General features: G+C 40.1%; 20 protein-coding genes and 1 pseudogene. 13 read left to right on the forward strand and 8 right to left on the reverse strand.

The window, feature by feature from the left end:
• Positions 1-51: 51 nt before the first annotated feature.
• Positions 52-1,962 (reverse strand): ATP-binding cassette domain-containing protein, encoded by a 1,911-nt coding sequence (locus O1449_RS02090; RefSeq protein ID WP_005051278.1) that lies wholly within the window; start codon positions 1,960-1,962, stop codon positions 52-54.
• A 32-nt stretch (positions 1,963-1,994) separates the two neighbouring features.
• Here O1449_RS02090 and O1449_RS02095 point away from each other — a divergent pair, with 32 nt between their 5' ends.
• From O1449_RS02095 to O1449_RS02150, 12 genes are all read left to right on the forward strand, one after another.
• Positions 1,995-2,240, forward strand: coding sequence for a SlyX family protein (locus tag O1449_RS02095; protein WP_018677344.1), 246 nt, complete (start codon positions 1,995-1,997; stop codon positions 2,238-2,240).
• A gap of 204 nt (positions 2,241-2,444) precedes the next feature.
• Positions 2,445-2,894, forward strand: coding sequence for a hypothetical protein (locus tag O1449_RS02100; protein WP_004659081.1), 450 nt, complete (start codon positions 2,445-2,447; stop codon positions 2,892-2,894).
• 33 nt (positions 2,895-2,927) lie between these two features.
• Positions 2,928-5,567 carry a type I DNA topoisomerase gene (topA, locus tag O1449_RS02105; protein ID WP_269239032.1) on the forward strand — a complete coding sequence of 880 codons (2,640 nt, stop codon included), beginning with the start codon at positions 2,928-2,930 and terminating at the stop codon, positions 5,565-5,567.
• A 91-nt stretch (positions 5,568-5,658) separates the two neighbouring features.
• A complete protein-coding gene (locus O1449_RS02110; RefSeq protein ID WP_269239033.1) occupies positions 5,659-6,417 on the forward strand; it encodes a hypothetical protein in 759 nt (252 codons plus the stop codon).
• A 179-nt stretch (positions 6,418-6,596) separates the two neighbouring features.
• Positions 6,597-7,169 carry an HdeD family acid-resistance protein gene (locus O1449_RS02115; protein ID WP_269239034.1) on the forward strand — a complete coding sequence of 191 codons (573 nt, stop codon included), beginning with the start codon at positions 6,597-6,599 and terminating at the stop codon, positions 7,167-7,169.
• A gap of 118 nt (positions 7,170-7,287) precedes the next feature.
• Positions 7,288-9,267, forward strand: coding sequence for an ATP-dependent helicase (locus O1449_RS02120; RefSeq protein WP_269239035.1), 1,980 nt, complete (start codon positions 7,288-7,290; stop codon positions 9,265-9,267).
• Positions 9,268-9,331: 64 nt separating this feature from the next.
• Positions 9,332-9,577: an RNA recognition motif domain-containing protein gene (locus O1449_RS02125; protein ID WP_004802550.1), complete on the forward strand. Its 246-nt coding sequence runs from the start codon at positions 9,332-9,334 to the stop codon at positions 9,575-9,577.
• Between the two features lie 6 nt (positions 9,578-9,583).
• Complete coding sequence (locus tag O1449_RS02130) at positions 9,584-9,943, forward strand: ASCH domain-containing protein (RefSeq protein ID WP_269239036.1); 360 nt, start codon at positions 9,584-9,586, stop codon at positions 9,941-9,943.
• 72 nt (positions 9,944-10,015) lie between these two features.
• The gene (locus O1449_RS02135; protein WP_004659066.1) at positions 10,016-10,519 is read left to right on the forward strand and encodes a DUF6586 family protein; all 504 of its coding nucleotides are present in this window, start codon (positions 10,016-10,018) and stop codon (positions 10,517-10,519) included.
• Positions 10,520-10,631: 112 nt separating this feature from the next.
• Positions 10,632-10,910, forward strand: coding sequence for a hypothetical protein (locus tag O1449_RS02140; RefSeq protein ID WP_005162636.1), 279 nt, complete (start codon positions 10,632-10,634; stop codon positions 10,908-10,910).
• Between the two features lie 361 nt (positions 10,911-11,271).
• The gene (locus tag O1449_RS02145; RefSeq protein ID WP_004659062.1) at positions 11,272-12,006 is read left to right on the forward strand and encodes a Bax inhibitor-1/YccA family protein; all 735 of its coding nucleotides are present in this window, start codon (positions 11,272-11,274) and stop codon (positions 12,004-12,006) included.
• A gap of 142 nt (positions 12,007-12,148) precedes the next feature.
• Positions 12,149-12,952, forward strand: coding sequence for an enoyl-ACP reductase FabI (locus tag O1449_RS02150; protein ID WP_004659060.1), 804 nt, complete (start codon positions 12,149-12,151; stop codon positions 12,950-12,952).
• Between the two features lie 160 nt (positions 12,953-13,112).
• Here the strand turns inward: O1449_RS02150 and O1449_RS02155 are convergent, their stop codons facing one another.
• From O1449_RS02155 to O1449_RS02175, 5 genes are all read right to left on the reverse strand, one after another.
• The gene (locus tag O1449_RS02155; RefSeq protein WP_269239037.1) at positions 13,113-13,640 is read right to left on the reverse strand and encodes a CbrC family protein; all 528 of its coding nucleotides are present in this window, start codon (positions 13,638-13,640) and stop codon (positions 13,113-13,115) included.
• Positions 13,641-13,687: 47 nt separating this feature from the next.
• Positions 13,688-15,088: an efflux transporter outer membrane subunit gene (locus O1449_RS02160; RefSeq protein WP_269239038.1), complete on the reverse strand. Its 1,401-nt coding sequence runs from the start codon at positions 15,086-15,088 to the stop codon at positions 13,688-13,690.
• A 127-nt stretch (positions 15,089-15,215) separates the two neighbouring features.
• Positions 15,216-17,207 carry a MacB family efflux pump subunit gene (locus tag O1449_RS02165; protein ID WP_269239039.1) on the reverse strand — a complete coding sequence of 664 codons (1,992 nt, stop codon included), beginning with the start codon at positions 17,205-17,207 and terminating at the stop codon, positions 15,216-15,218.
• A 1-nt stretch (position 17,208) separates the two neighbouring features.
• The gene (locus O1449_RS02170; RefSeq protein WP_269239040.1) at positions 17,209-18,543 is read right to left on the reverse strand and encodes a MacA family efflux pump subunit; all 1,335 of its coding nucleotides are present in this window, start codon (positions 18,541-18,543) and stop codon (positions 17,209-17,211) included.
• 107 nt (positions 18,544-18,650) lie between these two features.
• The gene (locus tag O1449_RS02175) at positions 18,651-19,478 is read right to left on the reverse strand and encodes an SIR2 family NAD-dependent protein deacylase (protein ID WP_269239041.1); all 828 of its coding nucleotides are present in this window, start codon (positions 19,476-19,478) and stop codon (positions 18,651-18,653) included.
• A 500-nt stretch (positions 19,479-19,978) separates the two neighbouring features.
• Here O1449_RS02175 and O1449_RS02180 point away from each other — a divergent pair.
• Positions 19,979-20,428: pseudogene (locus O1449_RS02180) on the forward strand (bacteriohemerythrin).
• A gap of 4 nt (positions 20,429-20,432) precedes the next feature.
• On the opposite strand, the gene holA reads toward O1449_RS02180, so the two are convergent.
• Both holA and O1449_RS02190 read right to left on the reverse strand, forming a co-directional pair.
• On the reverse strand, positions 20,433-21,422 hold the full coding sequence (gene holA, locus O1449_RS02185) for a DNA polymerase III subunit delta (RefSeq protein ID WP_269239042.1): 990 nt from the start codon (positions 21,420-21,422) through the stop codon (positions 20,433-20,435).
• Positions 21,423-21,431: 9 nt separating this feature from the next.
• Positions 21,432-21,941, reverse strand: a complete 510-nt coding sequence (locus O1449_RS02190) for an LPS-assembly lipoprotein LptE (protein WP_269239043.1) — start codon at positions 21,939-21,941, stop codon at positions 21,432-21,434.
• Between the last annotated feature and the right edge of the window lie 2 nt (positions 21,942-21,943).

The following is a 21,943-nucleotide window of genomic DNA, read 5'->3' on the forward strand; positions in this document are numbered from 1 at the left end:
TTGGATTTTAATAGAGCATCTATCATTTATGGATAGATGCTCATCATCTGATTAATTGCCTTTCGACATATTTTCTAAGATGTCCCAACGTTCCAACTTCTCAAGCAAAGATTCTTCAATTTCTGCTAAACGTTGACTCGCCAAAGTTGCAGCATTAGCGTCAGAGACAAACCAAGAACCATCTGCAAGCTTTGCTGAAAGTTCTGCTTGTTCTTTTTCAAGTTTTTCCATTTCAGCAGGAAGTTGTTCTAACTCACGTTGGTCTTTATAACTGAGTTTGACTTTTTTAGGCGCTGATGCCGCGGCGGCAGCCGCTTCTGCTTTGGCTTGCGCTTTCTTAACATCACTTTTTTGATCGACAACTTTGTCATCTGGGCGTTGTTCTAAGTAATCTTGATAACCACCAACGTATTCATCAATATTACCTTTGCCGTCAAAAACCCACGTTGAAGTCACGACATTATCCATAAAGGCACGGTCATGTGAGATCAATAACAAAGTGCCTTTATACTCAGATAACATCTCTTCAAGCAACTCAAGTGTCACCATATCTAAGTCATTGGTAGGCTCATCCATCACGATTAAGTTCGATGGTTTCAATAACAGTTTTGCCAATAAGATACGGTTTCTCTCACCACCCGACAGTGCTTTCACTGGTGTACGTGCACGCTCTGGTGAGAATAAAAAGTCTTGTAAATAACTATAGATATGACGACGGTTACCATTTACATCAACAAAATCAGAACCTTCAGAAACGTTGGCCATCACTGTTTTTTCAAGGTCTAAGGCGTTACGTAGTTGATCAAAATAAGCAACTTCTAATTGAGTACCTGTTTTAACTGAACCTGCGTGTTCGATTTCACCCAAAATAGCTTTAATCAGTGTGGTTTTACCGACACCATTATCGCCCACTAAACCGATACGATCTCCACGAAGAACCAGTGCTGAGAAATCTTTGATAATCGGCGCATTATCACCAAAGGTGACACTTAAATGTTCAATTTCAAATACCAATTTACCTGAACGATTGGCATCTTGGGTCGCCATGCTGACTTTGCCTTGTTGCGAGCGACGAGCTTTAGATTGCTCACGTAAATCTTTTAGTGCACGAACACGACCTTCATTACGTGTACGACGAGCCTTGATGCCTTGACGAATCCATGCTTCTTCTTCAGCTAATTTTTTATCAAATAAAGCATTTTGTTTTTCTTCTGCTTCCATTTGCTGTGCTTTAAGATCTAAATAGCGTGAATAGTTACCTTCATAGCTACGTAAAATACCACGATCTAGTTCAACAATACGGGTTGCAATGCTATCCACAAATGAACGGTCATGTGAGATAAATAATAAGGTTAGATTATTTTGATCAAGCAGGAATTTCTCTAACCATTCAATACTTTCTACATCTAAATGGTTGGTAGGTTCATCGAGTAATAGCACATCTGGTTGAGTCAGTAATGCACGTGCCAATAATACGCGACGTTTACGACCACCCGATAAATCTGCAAGATCGGCATTTGGATCAAGTCCCATTTTACTGAGAATCGAATTTACTTTATTTTCTAATGCCCAACCATCAAGCTGATCAAGCTTGTGTTGTAACATTCCCATATGATCACAGGCTTCCATATCACCCAACACACAAGCATCACTTGCCTCGTGATACGCTTTAAGTACAGCCGCCGCTTCACCTGCGCCATCTGCCACGATATCAGCCACTTTACCTGAGTCCATTGGTACATCTTGGGCTAACATTGAAACAGTTAAACCATTTTGAATTGAAACTTCACCTGTATCAGGCAATAAGCTTCCCTCAATCAGTTTAAGTAAAGTAGACTTACCTTCACCATTACGACCGATTAAACAGACTCGTTCGCCACGTTCTAGGTTAAAGTTCGCGCCGTCGAGTAGGGCAGGCCCACCAAATGCGAGGTGGACATCCCTTAAAGTAATATAGGCCATAATGTTTCCTAAAAGCTCAGATGAGGTCTGAAATGACTAAACAACAAAATTGTGATGATCACGCGTCATTGTCCGCACCCATTGAAGATTTGCAAGTCCGAATTGCATTTTTAGACGATTTAGTTGAACAATTGAATGAACAGCTTGCGATTCAGACTCAAGAAATCGCAATTTTAAAAAAACAAATGCAACTTTTATATCGTCGAGTTGAATCATCAGATTTATCAGAAGGGATTGCGCCTTTTGATCCAATGAGTGATAAACCACCGCATTATTGATCATATAGATGTTGAATAATAAGGATCTGAGTTAAAACTTAGTCATGCTCTTAGGGAAAAATATTTTTAAATTTCAGAATAACAACGTGAAATTACGATTATATCGTCAGGTTTAACTTCTTATTCTGAATAGAATAGCAAGGAAAACTTGCGTTTTTGATTCAAGTTATGTAACGCTAATAAAAGAAAGTTTTGGGCTAGTTTATGAGTAATGTTGGAATTTGGATTACAGTTGCGATTGTATTATTTGTATTAGGCTCAATTTTTGGTCTACGCGTGAGTCCTCGAGAAAAAGCACTGGGGATGATGCGAGATCAGGCTCGGAAAATGGGATTACATCCACGTTTAATCGTCGCACCTGACTGGACGAAAATTCCAATGGCTTCTGAAAAGCGTGCCAGTATGGTGGCTTATTATAGTGTACTGATTCCAGAAGGTCGTTTAGCTTTAATGCGTGCAAGAGTCGTGGATGGCAAACTTCAAGTTGTTCAAGGGGATCAGAAATTTAATGATTCACCCATTGCATTAACAGGAGTTTATGCTATTGATATGCAGGCGAACTGTGTCGGGCTATATTGGGATGAAGAAACTGATTTAAGAGCCACTCAGCTTGAAGCAATGAAAGCATATTTACATGAATTAGCTCAGCGCTAATTATTTGATTAATTATAGGAAAAACGATTTATTATGGCGAATACTCCACGCTCTGCTTCAAAAAGCACAGCAGCACCAGCCTCTGCTGCAACGAAACGTGCCTTAGTGATTGTGGAGTCGCCTGCAAAAGCGAAAACCATTAATAAATATCTAGGGTCACAATTTGTGGTGAAGTCGTCGGTGGGTCATGTACGTGATCTACCAACAGGCGGTGGGGCAAAGTCTACTGAAAAAAAGCCTGTAACACGCGCTAAACTTACAGAAGAACAGAAAGCTGAGAAAGCTCAAACTGCACTTATTAATCGTATGGGGGTTGATCCTGAACATGACTGGATTGCGCAATATGAAGTGCTTCCAGGTAAAGAACATGTCGTCGCTGAACTAAAAAAACTTGCCAAAGATGCTGATGCAATCTATCTCGCAACGGATTTGGATAGAGAAGGAGAAGCGATTGCTTGGCATTTAAGAGAAGTAATTGGCGGTGATGACAGTCGTTACCATCGTGTGGTGTTTAACGAGATTACGAAAAATGCCATTCAGGAAGCGTTTAAACAGCCAACACGTCTTGATTTAAATCGAGTGAACGCTCAGCAAGCACGTCGTTTCCTTGACCGTGTGGTGGGCTTTATGGTGTCGCCACTGTTGTGGGAAAAAATTGCCCGTGGTTTATCGGCAGGCCGTGTGCAATCGGTTGCGGTCAAACTGGTGGTCGAGCGTGAACGTGAAATCCGTGCCTTTATCCCAGAAGAATACTGGCAAGTTTTTGCAGATACTTTGTCGAAGAAAGATGACATTCGTCTTGAAGCGGTTAAACAAGCCGGTAAGACGCTTAAACTTAAAAATAAAGCTGAAACCGATGCGCTATTAAGCGTATTAAAAGATGCTGAATATAAAGTTGCATTACGTGAAGATAAACCTACCAAGGTTAATCCAAGTGCACCGTATATCACGTCGACTCTTCAACAAGCAGCAAGTACCCGTCTAGGTTTCTCTGTAAAGAAAACCATGATGCTGGCGCAGCGTTTGTATGAAGGTGGTTTTATTACCTATATGCGTACTGACTCAACATTCTTGAGTGATGATGCGGTCAATATGGTACGTAATCATATTCAGCAAAATTTTGGTGAAAAATATGTTCCTGCCAAGCCAAACCGTTATGGCAATAAAGCAGGCGCGCAAGAAGCCCATGAAGCGATTCGTCCATCAGATGTTGGATTGACGGGGGATAAACTTGCAGGCGTTGAGCGTGATGCTCAGCGTTTATATGATTTGATCTGGCGTCAATTTGTCGCTTGTCAAATGACACCAGCAGAATACCTGTCTTCGACTTTGACGGTTGAAGCATCAAATGTTGAATTAAAAGCCAAAGGCCGTACCTTGGTATTTGATGGCTTTACCCGTGTTCGTGGTGCCAATAAATCAGATGATGATATTTTATTGCCTGCGGTGAAAGTCGGCGAAGTACTCAAGTTAGAAAAACTTGATCCAAGCCAGCATTTTACCAAACCACCTGCACGCTTTACAGAAGCATCTTTGGTGAAAGAATTAGAGAAAAAAGGCATTGGCCGTCCATCGACTTATGCTGCGATTATCTCGACCATTCAAGAACGTGGTTATGTGAAGCTGGAAAACCGTCGTCTCTTTGCAGAGAAGATGGGCGAGATTGTCACCGACCGTCTTGATGAAAGTTTTAATAACCTGATGAATTATGCATTCACTGCAGATTTAGAAGGTCAGTTAGACCGTGTGGCGACAGGTGAGCGTAATTGGAAAGAGTTGCTGGATACCTTCTACGGTGACTTCAAGAAACGTTTGACCAATGCGCAGGGTGAAAGCGGCATGCGCCGTAATCAGCCTGTCGAAGTTGCTGATGTATCTTGTCCTGAATGTTCGCGTCCAATGCAAGTTCGTACTGGAACAACGGGTGTATTCTTGGGGTGTTCAGGTTATAACCTGCCACCGAAAGAGCGTTGTAAAGGCACACTTAACTTAACACCAGTCGAGTCTTTGGCGGCATTGTCGGATGATGATGGTGCTGAAACTGCTGATTTGATGTCGAAACACCGTTGTTCTAAATGCGGTACAGCAATGGACAGTTATGTAGTCGATGGTGGTCGTAAATTGCATGTTTGTGGTAATAACCCAGATTGTGATGGTTACGAAGTCGAAGAAGGCGAATTCAAGATTAAGGGCTATGACGGTCCAACCATTCCATGTGATAAATGTGATGGTGATATGCAGTTAAAGACAGGTCGTTTTGGTCCGTACTTCGCTTGTTCAAGCTGTGACAATACCCGTAAAGTATTAAAGAGCGGTCAACCAGCACCGCCGCGTGTTGATCCAATCAAAATGGAACACTTACGTTCAGCCAAGTATGATGATTTCTTCGTGTTACGTGATGGTGCGGCAGGTCTGTTCTTAGCAGCCAGCAAATTTCCGAAAATTCGTGAAACACGTGCACCGAAAGTGGCTGAATTACGTAGTGTTGCTGAGCAGCTTGATCCGAAATATCAGTTCTTGTTAGAAGCACCAGATGTCGATCCAGAAGGCAATCCAACGGTAGTGAAATTCAGCCGTAAGAACCAAGCACAGTATGTAGGTTCTGAAACCGCTGAAGGGAAGCAAACCAAGTGGAGTCTAGTGTTCCAAGATGGGAAATGGGTAGAAGCTTAGTGATTTAAGTGTTAAGAAAATGCTGGCAATTGCTGGCATTTTTTATTGAGTAAAGAAAAATAATAATGACTTTGGGTTGGGGAAGAAGTTCATGTGGAAAAATATCCGAGTTGCATGCTTATTGCTGGTGTTGTTAATTGTTGCGATCAATACTTATCGTGATCAAAATCAGGATTGGAATCAGCCGATTAATGTATTGTTGCATCCGATTAATGCCGATGGTTTAGCTACAACACAGCAGTATATTCAACAATTACAGCAAGATAACTTTTCCGAGGTCAAGCAATATTTAGAAAAAAACAGCCAGCAATATCGAGAGCAAAGCAGCTACTTTATGGTTCAAATCGGACGGGAATTGCAACAAGCACCACCGAAGATGTCTGAGCAGCCAAGTATTCTGAATAATATTCTATGGAGCCTAAAGTTTCGCTTTTATGCATGGAAGCAGCATCAATCGATTGATGGTTCACCGAGTTTAACTCTATATCTGAATTTCTATGATCCGAAGCAAAATCGGGAACTCAAGCACTCAACTGCGCTGGAACGTGGACGAATTGGTTCAGTCAATCTGTTTGCCTCAGCTAAACAGACACAGCAAAATAATGTAGTGTTGGTGCATGAGTTATTGCACGGTTTTGGCGCGACCGATAAATATAACTTAGCCAATGGTGAACCTATTTTCCCGATTGGCTATGCACAGGCAGATAAACAGCCGCTCTATCCACAGACTGAAGCTGAAATTATGGGAGGACGGATTCCGTTGTCCGAGCACAAAAGTAAAATGCCAAATGATTTAGAACAAACCGTGATCAGTGTGCTGACTGCACAAGAAATAGGCTGGATCAAATAAATTGTGGATAAGTTTAACTTTACCCACATGGGATCACATAACTTACTAAAAGAAAAATAATGAAATAAAACACATGTTTTTCTGACATTCCATCATTAATTATCAACATGCCTTATACAGAAAAACATTTCAAAGACGCTCAAAATATAAATAGAACATTGATGATAAAAGAGTAAATAATGATGAAAACCGTGGGTAATGATTTGATTCGTAATCAGCTCCACGCTGACCGTAAATGGTATCTGTTATTGGGTGTGTTATTGGTTGTTTTCGGTTTAATTCTTTTAGCAGCTTTACCATTCGCAACTTTATCTGCTGTACTTTTATTTGGTGTCTTAATGATGCTTGGTGGCATTTTACATTTTATTGCCGCATTTATGGTATTTAAAGGGGGCACACGTTGGTTGTGGGCTTTGTTTAGTGTGCTATATCTAGCCGCTGGTTACTTTGCTTTTACCACACCTGTGATTACTGCGGTGGTCTTAACCAGCTTCTTAGCGATTGCGCTTATTATTGCAGGGGTGATCCGAACTGCAAATGCATTTATTCTTAGACCGATTTCTGGTTGGGGGTGGGTACTGTTTTCAGGCATCTTGACTTTATTAACTGGGGTTCTGATTTTATCATCACCTGATTCACCGTTTTGGGTGTTGGGGATCTTCCTTGCAATTGATATTTTATTCCAAGGGATTAATTACCTGACTTTTGCGGGTGCAATTAAGCAGTTACCACATAGCTCAACCACAATTTAAACGATCAAGCTAAAACTAAGAGCATGTAATACACATGCTCTTTTTGTTTTTGTAGTCGGAAACATTTCAATGGCTTGAGTCTGCTAAAATAGTATTTCGTTTTTAATTGACCGATTGTATGACGCTTGCCAAGCTAATTGATGAACTGAATCCACAACAAAAACAAGCAGCCACAACCACGGCACAAAATTGTTTGGTCTTGGCTGGAGCAGGTTGTGGTAAAACCAAAACCATCGTGGCAAGAGCAGCATATTTAATTGATCAAGGTTTGCCAGCACAACAAATTCAGATTCTAACTTTTACCCGACGTGCGGCTAGTGAAATTGTCACGCGGGTGGAACAACATATGGGCGCACAGGCCAAAGGTTTACGTGCATCAACCTTTCATACTTTTTGTATGTATCTTTTGCGCCGTAATCCACGTGCTTTTGGGTTGACCCAGTTCAGTATTATTGATCGAGATGATCAGTTGCTGATGTTCCGTCTGTTACGGGGTAAAGACAAGGGCAATGTGTTGCCGAAAGCGGCCGAATTGTGTGATCTCTATTCCTATGCGCGTAATACCAAAACTAAATTGTCAGATGCATTGGTTGAGCAGTTACCCCAAGCGCTTGAGTATAAAGCTCAAATTGCTGAATTGATGAAAGCCTATGAGCAACGCAAGCAAGAACGTAATTTTCTAGATTATGATGACATCCTATCTATTGTTGCCGTGCATTTGCAAAGTTCACCAGAGTTAGTGAAGTGGGTCACTGGTTTTTGCTCTGCCTTATTGGTTGATGAAATGCAGGATACCAATCCACTGCAATGGGCTTTGTTACAGCCGATGGTGGGCAAGGTCAAATTGTTTTGTGTCGGCGATGATGCGCAGTCAATTTATGGCTTTCGTGGCGCAGATTTTGAAAATATTCATCATTTTAAAGAACGAGTGCCTGATGCCGAAATACTGACTTTGGAAATGAATTATCGTTCGACCCAAGGTATTTTAGATTTATCCAATTGGCTGCTGGAGCAGAGCCAAATTGGATATGACAAACATCTACAGGCTTATCGGGGCAAAGGGTTAAAGCCACAACTGCATATCTTGAGCAATGAGTTTGAAGAAGCCAATTGGATTATTCAGGACTTGAATCGTCGTCATATGCAAGGTGCGGCTTGGGCAGAACATATGGTGTTGTTGCGCTCAGGTTTTAGTGGACGTTATTTGGAAGGTGCTTTGATTGCAGCCAATATCCCTTATCGTTTTGTTGGTGGGGTAAAACTGCTTGAATCGGCGCATGTTAAAGATGTCTTGAGCTTGCTTCGGGTCAGTGTTAATCCACAGGATGATTTGGCTTGGATGCGTTTCCTGACGCTTTGGGATGGCGTGGGTGATGTGGGTGCTAGTAAATTGGCGCAAGAACTGATTCAACTGCCTGATATCGAAGCCCGTTGCCAACGTTTAGAGCGACATGGCAAAGTACCACAACAGGCGATTTTAATTTTGATGCAGCTCGATGTATTGCAGCAGCATGTTGAAGCTTGTATAGGCCTTGCACTGGATGCGCTAAATGAACAGCTGGAAAATAACTATAAAACTAAAGATTGGTCACGCCGTGTTAAAGACTTTGATTTGGTCAAGCAATTGGCACGTAAACACAGTGCTCTTGGGGAGTTCTTAGAGGAATACGTACTTGATCCAATTTCTATCTCAGAAATTGATAAAACGCCTGACCAAGATTTAGTGACGCTGATTACCATCCATTCAGCCAAGGGTGCTGAACAAAAAGTCTGTTATGTGCCACATGTTTCTCCAAATCAATATCCTCATGCACGTGCACAAGGCGATTTTGATGATGTTGAAGAAGAGCGTCGTGTGCTGTATGTGGCCTTAACACGTGCAGAAGATGAATTGATTTTGACCAAACAGAATTTAAATTTATGGTCACAAGATCAATATGATGAGCTAGGAAGAAAAATAGAAAGTTACTTCCTCAATGATTTACCTCAACATTTAGTCGATGTTCAGATTCATCGAGATATTCCACATGGCTATGGCCAAAGCAATCGTTCTCGCACGGCTGCAATCAATTTAGGTTTTGGGATTGATTTCGATTAAACTAGGCAGATTCAATTTCTTTTGATTCATTGATTCTACAATGAATCATCTTTTAGGTTTTAGCATGAAAATTTTAGTTCGTAATTTAGACCGTAATGTGACTGATGCGGAAATTCTCGACTTATTCAAAGCATATGGAAAAGTTGAGTCTTGTGTCGTGGTCAAAGACGAAGCAACGGGGAAATCGAAAGGTTTTGGTTTTGTTGAAATGCCAAATCCACGTGAAGCGATTAAAGCAATTAAAGGTTTAAACACCTTGAAAGTAAAAAGCCAAGGCATTCGTGTCAAAGCTGCGGACGATAAAGCTTAATTATCAATGTTAAAGCAATATACTGCTTTATCAATTGTTGCACCAAATGCTGAGCGAATAGTGAAGAAAATAAAAACGCTTGAAGTTCGCTCATGGCAACCTGAAATGTTGCCATTGAAAGATTTGAGGATTGTAGAGAATCAACACTTTCTTTTGAATGATGGGGATGAAGACGTTGGTTTTGCCGTTGCACTGGTAGATATTGAATCAGTGCATCCATGGCAATCTGATGAAGTTGGCGCAGCTTGTGCAACGTATTGGGCTGAAGGATATTTGGCTTGGGTCATTCGCAATATCCGTCCGATTGATCCACCGATTCAAGTTATGGCCAAGCGAAAACTTTATCGTATCGAATTGATGTTGTGAGTGCTATTTGTTTCAGCATCAATTCGCTTTACAATCAGTCTTGATTTAAATGAACTGAAAAAGGGATTTATTATGTCTCGTGTTGCTCGCTACCATGCTGATCGTACCAATCAAAAATTGTATTTTGCCCGACTTGCATGTCAACAAGCTGAGCAAACTGAACATATTCAACAAGCACAGGCATATCGAGAGGCAGCAGTATTTCATTTACACGGGGCAATTTTAGCGTTTTTACAAGAATTGGTGCGTTATTATCGTTTAAATGATTTACAACCGACGTTTAAGTCGATTGAAGAACAGATGGCAGTTAAAGGACAAGTCTCACCAGAAGTTTCAGTATTACAGCAACTTGCTAAAGATGGTTTTATTGCAGAACTCAAACGTGCGTATCGTTTATGTCAGTACGCACCAGAGCCAACAGCTCCAGAGCCTGAAAATGAGACCTCATCGAATTTGATTATTAAGGTGACTCAAAGTCCTCAAGCATGGTTACCCGATGCGAAAATATTACGAGAATGGCATAGAGAGTTAAGTCATTTGATTGACGGTTTTCGTAATGAAATGGTTGAGTTTTAATTCGAGTACAACATAGACTTGAAATATGAGTGAATAGCACTTATATAAATAAGACGTGAGATTGCAAAGTGCAGTAGCGCTTTGCCACCATGTAGAAACATGGAGTAATTGTATGTCAATGCAACAGTTAAAAGAGTTATTTGGTAGCCAAGAAGCCGTTCTCGAGTTAGTTCAACTTGAAGGTGGAGAGCTTGCCTTGCGTAATGCTGGTTCGGAAGCAGAGCCTTTGGTTAAAATTCAATTTAGTGAAGATGTTAAAAAGATTTTGGGTGATCAGACACCAACCGTTGCACAGCATATGATCCAAGCCGCTTTATTTGGTTTGTTGGAAAAACAGATGAATCAGTTACAAGCAGAAGTTATTGATGAGCAACCGCAGCACTTTAGCTAAAAGGGCTGTAATATTTCACTCTAATCTAAAAAATGATTTAAAAAGGAGTCCTAAAATGCGACTCCTTTTTTATTGATTATGTTACTTAGATAGATGCAGATTTTATTACAATTAATTCACTTGGTATAAAGATATCTAAACCGTAAATAAAAGCTTATGGTTCTCGCTACGAAATGAAAGTTATAGCCATAAAATGTGCTTTAATTTTGCAATCAAGTATTTTGTTTTATATATTTTTAATTGATTAGCTATCAATAAATTGCAAAAAATTAAAGCTTTATTAAATGTAAAAAATATTGGGATTGAATAAAAAATATCATAAACTCAATTTTTATTTGCTTACTATAAAAAGAGAGTTTACATGCAAAGTAATAATCCAATTTTAACTCGGGTGGAAACCTATACTGATATAACTGAGCCAATGACCATTCAAGGTGCTATTCAGAAGTCAGTATTATTGACAGTGATTGCAGCTGTATTGGGAATGGCACTATTTTTCTATTGTGCAATCACTGCTAATCTTTCAATTGCCTATGCTGCAACAATTGTTGGAATTATTGGGAGCTTAATTTTAGCTTTGATTACCACTTTTAAATCAAATACTGCACCAGCTTTAGCAATTCCTTATGCATTATTTGAAGGTGCATTTCTAGGCGGTATTTCTTTTATTTTTCAACTGAAGTTTCCAGGTGTTCCTTTACAAGCTTTGCTTGCGACCTTTGTTACAACCTTGGTTTTATTTGCGTTATATAAATTCCAAATTATTCGTGCTACTGAAAAATTTAAGGCAATTGTAATTTCAGCTTCTATTGCGATTGCTTTAGTTTTTGTTGTGCAGATCGTTTTACGGTTGATCTTTGGCTCAAGTATTCCTTATATCTTTGAAAGCAATTGGTTAGGTATCGGTTTTGCTGCATTTGTTGCTGTAATTGCTTCACTGAACTTAATTTTGGATTTTGATCTTATTGAAAATGCAGCAGCACAACGCGCTCCTAAAGCATTTGAATGGGTATGTGCGATTGCTTTACTTGCGACTTTAGTGTGGATGTACTATTCATTCATGCGCTTATTAAGCCTAATTCAAGGTGATGATTAAATTTAAATTGATATAAAACAAAAATCGTCTTCATATGAAGACGATTTTTTTTATGCAAGATTGTAAAAAAGGTGGATTATGCAATTCCGAAAAATCAGGAATGTTGGCATGATGTGGTGAAAATTTTTCGAGTGAGAATAAGATGTCACAAGGACTTTTAGCTGGTAAGCGTTTTTTAATTGCTGGTATTGCAAGTAAATTATCAATTGCTTTCGGTATTGCGGCAGCATTACACCGTGAAGGTGCAGAGTTAGCATTTACTTATCCAAATGAAAAGCTAAAAAAGCGTGTTGATGACTTTGCAGCACAGTTTGGTTCAACCCTAGTTTTCCCTTGTGATGTAGCGATTGATGCAGAAATTGACAATACTTTTGTTGAGTTGGCAAAACATTGGGATGGTTTAGACGGTGTTGTGCATTCGATTGGTTTTGCACCTGCACATACGCTGGATGGTGACTTTACCGACGTGACTGATCGTGACGGTTTTAAAATTGCACATGACATTAGTGCCTATAGTTTTGTCGCGATGGCTCGTGCGGCAAAACCATTATTACAAGCACGTAAAGGTTGTTTATTGACTTTGACTTATCAAGGTTCTGAGCGTGTGATGCCAAACTATAACGTGATGGGTATGGCGAAAGCATCGTTAGAAGCGGGTGTTCGTTATTTAGCACTAAGCTTGGGTAAAGAGGGGATTCGTGTGAATGCAATCTCTGCTGGACCAATCCGTACATTAGCCGCGTCTGGTATCAAGTCTTTCCGTAAAATGTTAGATGCCAATGAAAAGATCGCGCCATTACAACGTAATGTGACTATTGAAGAAGTGGGTAATGCAGCATTGTTCCTTTGCTCACCGTGGGCTTCTGGTATTACGGGTGAAATCCTTTATGTTGATGGTGGTTTTAATACTGTAGGTATGAGCCAATCAATGATGGATGATGAATAATTAGATTAATCTAAATTATTTGATAAAGCCGCTTTAATAGCGGCTTTGTTTTTGGAAAATAGTAAGTTTTTTAAAAACTAATAGCTCAGACTATTTTATATGAACTGCGAAGCTAGTTTTGAATTGAAAATATCAAGTGTTGGGAAACAGTTTATTTGCTTTATGCAAAATCCACAGCGTAAGTTTTCATACCACAGATTCTACACTTAAATTTGTAAACTGAAGGGTTTCCACCTTTTTCATAGGAAGCAACTATCTCTTGCCATAAATTTTGGTTAATTTTTTGTTTTTCTAAGACAGTCTTTAACGTAGCTCCTGTTATTTCTAATAAGTCGAGTTTTTCTGCATCACCATGAAATTCACACGCATCGTTACAATGTGATAACCACACCTCTTGTTGCCAAGAATTAAAGCCAGGAGTTCGTTCACAAACTTCTTTTACAATAGTTTTATCAAGTCCAGATTTAAGTAATGGATGTGAGTCAGTAAACTCACCATCAAATTTCTCAGCAGCTGAGCCATTCGCAATACACCAAGGGCAAATAGTTTTTATCTCCTCCTCGGCGTAGATTGTAGAAGTGGCTCTGTAGCCCTGAGCAATACCACAACACTCACACGTTGCACTTGTTACTTCTATAGCACCTGTTTTGATAGGATCTGGGTGATATTTAAATATAGGAAGTTCCATTATTCCCCTCAATTAAAGCTAACTATATAAAACTACGGCCACTTAAGCTATTGCTCAGGTAATTCTTTCACAGGACTTCCGCCAAGTGCTTGCATTAATGTCACATACGCATTGTATTGATTCTGCTTGGTTTCAACTAGGCTGAGTCGTGCATTGCGTGTGGTCTCTTGAGCATCCAGTAAATTCTTTAATGCAATCGCACCATTGCGATAACGCACTTCGGTCAATCGCTCAGTTTTATCTGCTAATTCGACATTACGTTGCTGTAACTGTACTTGTTGATTCAGTTGCGCTCGATTTGACAAAGCATTTTCAACATCTGCAAAGGCTTGATATAAAGTTTGACGATACTGTGTAATCGCTTTCTCATATTCAAGATCACTGATTTCAATATTCTTTTTCATATCATTATATTGCAGGAAAGGCAGGCTTAAACTCGCCCCCAATGTCAACGCAGGATTCTTTAATAATTGAGTGAGTGAGGTACTCGAAGAACCTAAACTACCCGTAAGGTTAATCGATGGATAATAACTTGCTTTAGTTGCATCTTTAGTGGCTAAAGTTTTGCGTAGGCGTAATTCTGAGGCTTGTAAGTCTGGGCGGCGCGATAAAATATCCGCGGGTAAACCCACAGCGATATTTGGTAAAGCATTTCGTGGTAGCTGTCTCGGCTCTTGAATATTCAATTGCTGAATAGGTTGATGCAGCAATACCGCAATGGCAGTACGTGCTTCGACTCGTTGTTGCTCAATTTGGCTCAGACTGGCTTTTTGACTTTGAACTGATTGTTCAGCTTGGGTTAAATCTAAACCTGAAACCGCACCTGCTTTATACTGTGATTGCACCAAAGAATAAATTTTTTGAGTAGATGCTAGATTCTGCTGAATAGTTTGGTAGCGTTCATTTAAATAGCCCAATTGCCAGTACAGTTTCGCTGTCGTCGCAACTAAACTTTGTGCTGTGGCCTGCAAATCTTGTTCAGTGGCTAAGGCTTCCCATCGGCTTGCTTCCGTTTGATTGGCGAGCTTGCCAAATAAATCGAGTTCATAGCTAACACCGACACTGGTCGATAAACCACGATCAGAGCCATCGCCTGAACGGAGGTCATAGTTATGACCTGCTGAAATACTTGAACTGGTTCGAATGCCTTGTTTATTTTCAGCCAAACCTGCCTGTAATCGAGCTTGTTGAAGGGTAATTCCTGCAACAGTTAGGTCACTATTTTTAGCCAACACTTGTTCGACCAACTGATTCAGTTGGGCATCATTAAACAGTGTCCACCACTGATCAGTTAGATTCACATTCTTATTTTTTTGCGTATCATATTGGAACTGTTGTGGCACTTGGGCTGCTGGGGCGTTATAGGGTGTTTTCACCACGGCAGAACAGCCAGCCAAGGAGCCAGTCAGTACCAGTGCAAGTGCGATTTTATGTTGTTTGAATAACATTGATCGTCATTCCCTTAATAATTTGAAAAATATTATCGTCTTGATCTATTCTTAAAAATCCTTCCCAATCTCCATTTAAAAAAGGAGGAATTCCCCTCTTTTAAAAAGAGGGGGGAGGGGGAGATTTTTATTCTCTCGCTAAAGCAGCAACTGGATCGAGTTGTGCTGCATTTCGTGCTGGCAAGAAGCCAAATACAATACCAATCATGCTTGAACAGACAAAAGCCGCTATGATTGAGGTGGTTGAATAACTCATCTCAATAATGCCTTTGGCAAAGTGTCCAATAATTTGCCCAATCCCTAAAGAAAGCAGCACACCCAGTACACCACCTAATAAGCAGACTAAAATTGCTTCAATCAGGAATTGCTGCAAAATATCGCTTTGTCGTGCGCCAACCGCCATACGTACCCCAATTTCTTGAGTTCGTTCAGTCACAGAGACCAACATAATGTTCATCACGCCAATTCCACCAACCACAAGAGAAATCACGGCGATTGCAGAAATTAATAGGGTCATTGTGGCTGTGGTTTGCTGAATCGTCTCACGGATACTGTCAGAGTTCTGAGTGAAAACATCTTGTGCGCCGTGACGCTGTTCCAGCAAGGTTAGAATTGCATTTTCAGCCGCACTACTTGGATATTCATCTTTAATGCGAACAATGATGCTACGAACATTGGATTGCCCCAACATGCGACTCATCACTGTTGAATAAGGTAAATAAACATTCAAACTGTCAGAACTACCCATGAAGCCTTGTTGAGCATCAATCACGCCGATGATTCGACTTGGTACGCTACCTAACAGCAGTACTTGACCAACAGGATTAGTACCATCTGCAAAGAAAGTCTTTTCAGTATTGGTATCAATCACCACATCTTGCGCACGTTGTGTGACGCTGTCTTTATCGAAAGCTTGTCCCGACTTAAAGGTCATGCCTTTGACATAGAAAAAATCAGCACTGACACCATTTACGGTTGCCGATGCTTCGGTATCTTTGTAGCGTAGCGTCACACTGGTATTGGCAGATGGACTGACCCCATCGACATAAGGTTGTTCAGCTAGCGCATCCGCATCGGCAGGCACTAGTGTTTTCACTTGGGAGGCACGTGAATTGTCACCAAAGCCACGACCCTGATAAACGCTAATGGTGTTAGTGCCTAAACTACTGATATTTTGTAAAATCTGCTTTTGTGAGCCATTCCCAAGCGCAACCACCGAGACCACGGATGCGATCCCGATAATAATCCCAAGCATGGTCAAGAAAGTCCGCATACGGTGGGCATTCATGGCAAGCAGTGCCATACGGAATGCTTCACCGAGACGATCGAAAAAAGACCGCCAAGCCGAGGTTTTCTTTTGTGATGAGCGTTGCAGGGTTTGATGTTCTAAATCGGTATCTGCATTTTCAGGTACGTTGGCACGGTCTGAAATAATATTACCATCACTGATCTCGATAATACGGGTCGCATTCTTGGCAACATTAAGATCATGCGTCACCAGAATAATGGTATGGCCTTTGGCATTCAGCTCACGCAAAATGCGCATCACTTCGACACCGCTATTCTTATCCAATGCACCTGTTGGCTCATCGGCAAGAATCACATCACCGCCATTCATCAATGCACGGGCAATCGACACACGTTGTTGCTGACCACCAGATAGCTGGCTTGGTCGATGATGTAAGCGTTCTTCAAGTCCTAGTTCTGAGAGTAGCTCAGCAGAACGTTGTTGACGGAGTTGGCTGTCCACACCTGCATAAATCGCAGGAACTTCGACATTACCTGCGGCGCTTAAATCACCGAGCAAATGATAACGTTGGAAAATAAAGCCAAAATATTCACGGCGAAGTTGTGCTAGCTCATCTGCTTCGAGTAGACGTGTTTCTCGACCACTGACTTGATAGCTGCCTGCGGTAGGTTTATCGAGACACCCCAAGATATTCATGAGGGTCGATTTACCTGAGCCTGATTGCCCGACGATTGCAACCAGTTCACCAGCATAAATTTTTAAATTAATGCCTTTGAGGATTTGCACGGTACCTTCACCCGCAGGAAATTCACGGGTGAGGTCACTAACCTCAAGTAATGGCTGTGAAGAATGCGTTTGATCTTGAGTCATATTACATTCTCATTGCACGTTGATTGCTACGTTTTGCTGATTCGTTTGAGCTATCAGTTGCATCTGCAATCACCACTTGATCGCCTTGTTTCAAACCTCTAAGCACTTGTGCAGTCACACGATTGTTAAGGCCGATTAACACAGGTTGAGGTTGAGCAGTCCCGTCTGCTTGTAAGATTCGTACGATGCCTGTGGATGCTTTACCTTGAGCAATCAAGGCTTTTTCAGCTTCAGTTAAATCGAGACGTTTCGGTTGTTGTATTTTTTGAGTATCGGTAGTTTTCGCTTGATTTGCCGCCGTTGAATTATTGCTATTGTCTTTTTTGTTTGAACGTTTGCTTTGTATCGCAGCAGCAGGGATCGTCAGCACATTTTTCGCTTCAGCTAAAACAATATATACCTGTGCAGTCATATCAATACGTAACTTACCGTCTTCATTTGGAACATCAAACAAAGCATTGTAATACACGGCTGTGCTTGATGAAGATGAACTGGTATTGGTTGTTTCGGTGTTAATTGAGTTTGGTGCAGGCTCAACTTGACGTAGCTGTGCGTAATGTTTTTTATCGCTATTGCCTAATGTGGTGAAATACACGGTTTGACCTTTTTCAACCTTCATCACATCGGCTTCAGAAATTTGGGCTTTGATGGTCATGTTGTCAAGCTTTGCCAATTTCACAATCGTTGGTGCGGTTTGATTGGCATTTACGGTTTGACCTTCTTCGGTCACAATGGCAACCACTGTCCCATCCATCGGAGCAACAATACGGGTATAACCCAAATTCTCTTGCGCAGTTGCGAGGGTTAAACGAGATTGTTCAATTTGCGCATTGATTGCTGCAATTTGAGCTTGTGCTGTTTTAAAGTTCGCTAGTGCTGTTTCAAGTTCTGCACGTGAAGTTGCATCTTGGCTAAACATGGCTTGTTGACGTTTATATTCAGCTTCAACTTTGGCTAGATTGGCCTGTTGTACCGCCAATTGAGCCTGTTGATTTTGAATACTGGCTTTGGCTGTTTTCAACTCATTTTCTTGGCGAATCGAGTCAATTTGTGCAATCAGTTGACCTTGTTTGACTTGATCGCCTAACTGTACATACATTTTTTTCACTTGACCTGAAACCTGTGCGCCGACGCTGACCATTTTGGTTGCTTCAAGTACACCCGTTGCGAGTACAGAATCTTCAATATCACCTTTAGAGACTTCAGCACTAATATATTGTGGTGCTTGATCTTTAGGTTTAAAGAAAAACCATGCAACGGCTGCAATAATCGCAACACCGATAGCGATCATTATTATTTTACTGAATGGTATTTTTTTAGAACTTGTTTTTGGCATGGCAACAGATCGAGATTTAGAAACTCAAACCAGTATAAAAGCGAAATAAGGATAAAACGTGGATATTTTTAATCTAGAATGATAATTATTATCAAATTTTTTTGGAATTATTTGATTAGAATCTGATAAATATTTTGAATACCAATGACTGCATTTTCTGCGATTGAGACTCCTCCCTTGGATGGAAGCATTGCTTCACGAGGATTGATTCGGATGAGTTGTGGTGCGAAACGCTCACTAAAATAACGGACTGTTGGAATCGCTGTACCTGCACCTATTTCAATGACGATAGGGTGATTGTGGGCTTCTAAAAAAATTTCTAAGCGTCTTGCTTGTTGAGTATGTCTTTGGCTGACCCAAGCATAATCATTAAACATCAGAATATTTGGACGGGATAACGTTCCACAATGTGGACATAGTGGAAGTTTTCCTAGCCATTGACAATTTTGATGATCAATCTCAGGCGTTAATTCATTTGCTGACCATGTTTTGAGTTGGCAAGGTTCTGAGCATTGAAGATGGTGGATAGAGCCATGACACTCATAAATTTGGTTTGGATCAAAACCTGCTTTTTGAAACTGCCCATCAACATTCGAAGTAAATATAAAGTAGGGTAGTGCTAACCTTTCAGCCAGTTGTTTGAGTAAATTAAAACCTTGATGTGGCATGGTTTGACGATATAGTGCCAAACGATGTCCATAAAAACCCCATGCTAAATGTGGCTGAAATTTAAATGCTGCTGGATTGGCTATTTCGCTAAAGTCGATACGTTGTTTACCAAGTTCTGGATAAGCTCGCCACATGCCTTGATTGCCTCGAAAGTCGGGCAGACCTGAATCAATGCCCATACCTGCACCCGCACTGATAATTAGGCTATCGGCTTTTGAGAATAAATTTTTAATTCTTCCAATTTCGATGGGGCTGAGCTGCTGCATGATCCGTATTCTTATCCTATGTCATTATATTTTATTGAGATGATCTCAGCATAATTTACCCTAAAAATTGAGAAATATTGAGTGAATTTTGACTTGCTGCTGATGATTGATCTAACGGTGATTGATGACTTCTTGAGTTCTATAAATTAGATGATCTTGATTTAGGAAAGATTACGTTTATGTATTTAAATGAAAGTAGGTTGGATTACATCATTCATTAAAAAAGAGTGACCTCTCTGATTTAACTTTTTCAATCCTCCCATATTTTCATTAAGATAGTTATTTAAAAAATAATAATTATAAATTTCAATTTCTTATATTTGTTTTTAATATGAGGTAAATAAATTTAATAAAACCTTAATTTTTTTATGGATTTAAGGGTTTAAAAATTGTAAGATCTAATTCCATATTTTTTATGGTTTTAATCAAAGCAATAAAGTCATAAAAAATATGCAAATAAGTACAAGTGATTTGATAGGAAAATTCACAGGGGAAATAAAATGGAATGGCAAGAAAGCTTTAATATCGGTATCGATGTAATTGATCATCAGCATCGCCAAATATTAGATTATATCAATAGATTAGAATAAATTCGGGTGAGTGGTCATCGCTCTAAGATTCAAGAAGTATTGGAAGATCTGATTGATTACATGCAATCACATTTTAGCTTTGAAGAAAATTTATGAATGCAGGTCAATTATCAATATTTACCTTCGCATAAAGGTATACATGATTTATTTGTCAAAAGACTGAATGATTATCGTCAACGCTTTGAAAAAGGGGAAGCAGTTGAAAATGATTTATATCGATTACTCTCAAAATGGTTGATTAATCATATACAGCATGATGATCAGGATTATGTCGATGCTGTGCGTGATAATATGATTCGATATTTACGTACCCAAGAACAAACCAAAGGAAAGAGCTGGTTCGCTCGTTTATTTAACTAAAAAGTTATGATGAGAACAGGCGGTTGCCACATAACTCTCCGACCGCCTGTAGCATAAGATGCTCTGAATTTTCTTTAGACATCCCTTTAATTGCAGCATCAATGCGTAACAACAGTTCAGGCCAAAGCAAGAACTGTCTTGGATTCAGCCGACGTAAAGCTTGTTGATATTGTGATACTTTAGTTTTCCAAATACCAATTTGTATCGCATTATGGGGCTGCTCAAAGAGTTGCATCAAAAGACGCATTTCTTTATTTAATGTCCACAAAATTAGACTGTCAGGTTCACCAGCCGCAATTAAATATTGATAAATCTTAATGGATTGCGCCAAGTTACCAGCAAGTAGCGCATCGCTCAGATCATAAGTGGTATAACGTGATTGATCTTGCAAACAAGCATATAGCTGTTCAATCTGAATTTTTTGTATATCAGGAAAGGTATCTGCCACACGCATTAGGCTGTTTTTAGCTGCGAGTAGATTATGTTCATGGTGCTGCATCAGCCATTGCCAAGAATCATTATTTAGCTGAATGCCTAATTTTTCTGCTTCTAAATTTAAGATTTTTTGTCGGTCTTGTGGATAGGTTGCGGTCAAAGAAACTACAACACCATTGGCCTCCACGACTTGGAAAAAGGCAGACTTTAAACTGCTGCTGTCTTGTTTAGGCAAAACGATCAGCAATAAGTTATGTTCATTATGTTGAATATAGTTTTTCAGCAGTTTTAGGCCGTTGGCATCAGGCTTGATATTGCCATGTACTTCAATGGCGAGTTGTTGTGAAAATAGCGATAAACTATTCAGCGCATTAAAGACATTCTTCCAGTCATTAACACTGCTAATGTCATAACGCTGACGTTCAACTTCATGCTGTTGCCAACTTTTACGGAATGCATCAAGTAGATTTTGCTCAAGCAAAGGTTCTTGCCCATGAATGATCCATGCGCCACGGGCTTCATTGATACGTTTTAATGCTTGAACATAATCTAACTTCATAAAAAGTAATTATGGTTGAGCTTTGGGTAAACGATTGGCTGCAATCTGACGTGTCACTTGCTGAGCAATATCATCAATCACGATTCGATTCAAATAAGCTTCTTGTTGGTTATCGGTGTTTACTGTTGCCACATCATATTGGTAAGTACGTGATGCGGTGAGTGTGCGTGGTTCAGTAATTTTATTACCTTGGCGATCTTCGATTTGGAAAGTCACGGTTAAACGCAATAGCACTTCAGTCAATTTACCATTCAATAACTGGCGACGAGGCGTGTAATCTAAAATACGAAGTACATAGGCATCATTGGCATTACTGAGTTGTACGCCTGTAGCACTAAGATAGATACTTAAACGATTTTCGAGTTCATCGGTATTGTCAGGTAAAACCAAAGTGAGTTTGTTATAAACCAATGGTGTTGCCGTTGGATAGCTTCCCTTTAAATGAAAGCCACAGCCAACTAGGCCTGCACTTAGACCTAAAGTTAATACAACTGCTGCAACACGTTGAACTAAATGCATGC

This window comes from Acinetobacter sp. TR3, assembly GCF_027105055.1.
In the GTDB taxonomy this organism is placed as follows: domain Bacteria; phylum Pseudomonadota; class Gammaproteobacteria; order Pseudomonadales; family Moraxellaceae; genus Acinetobacter.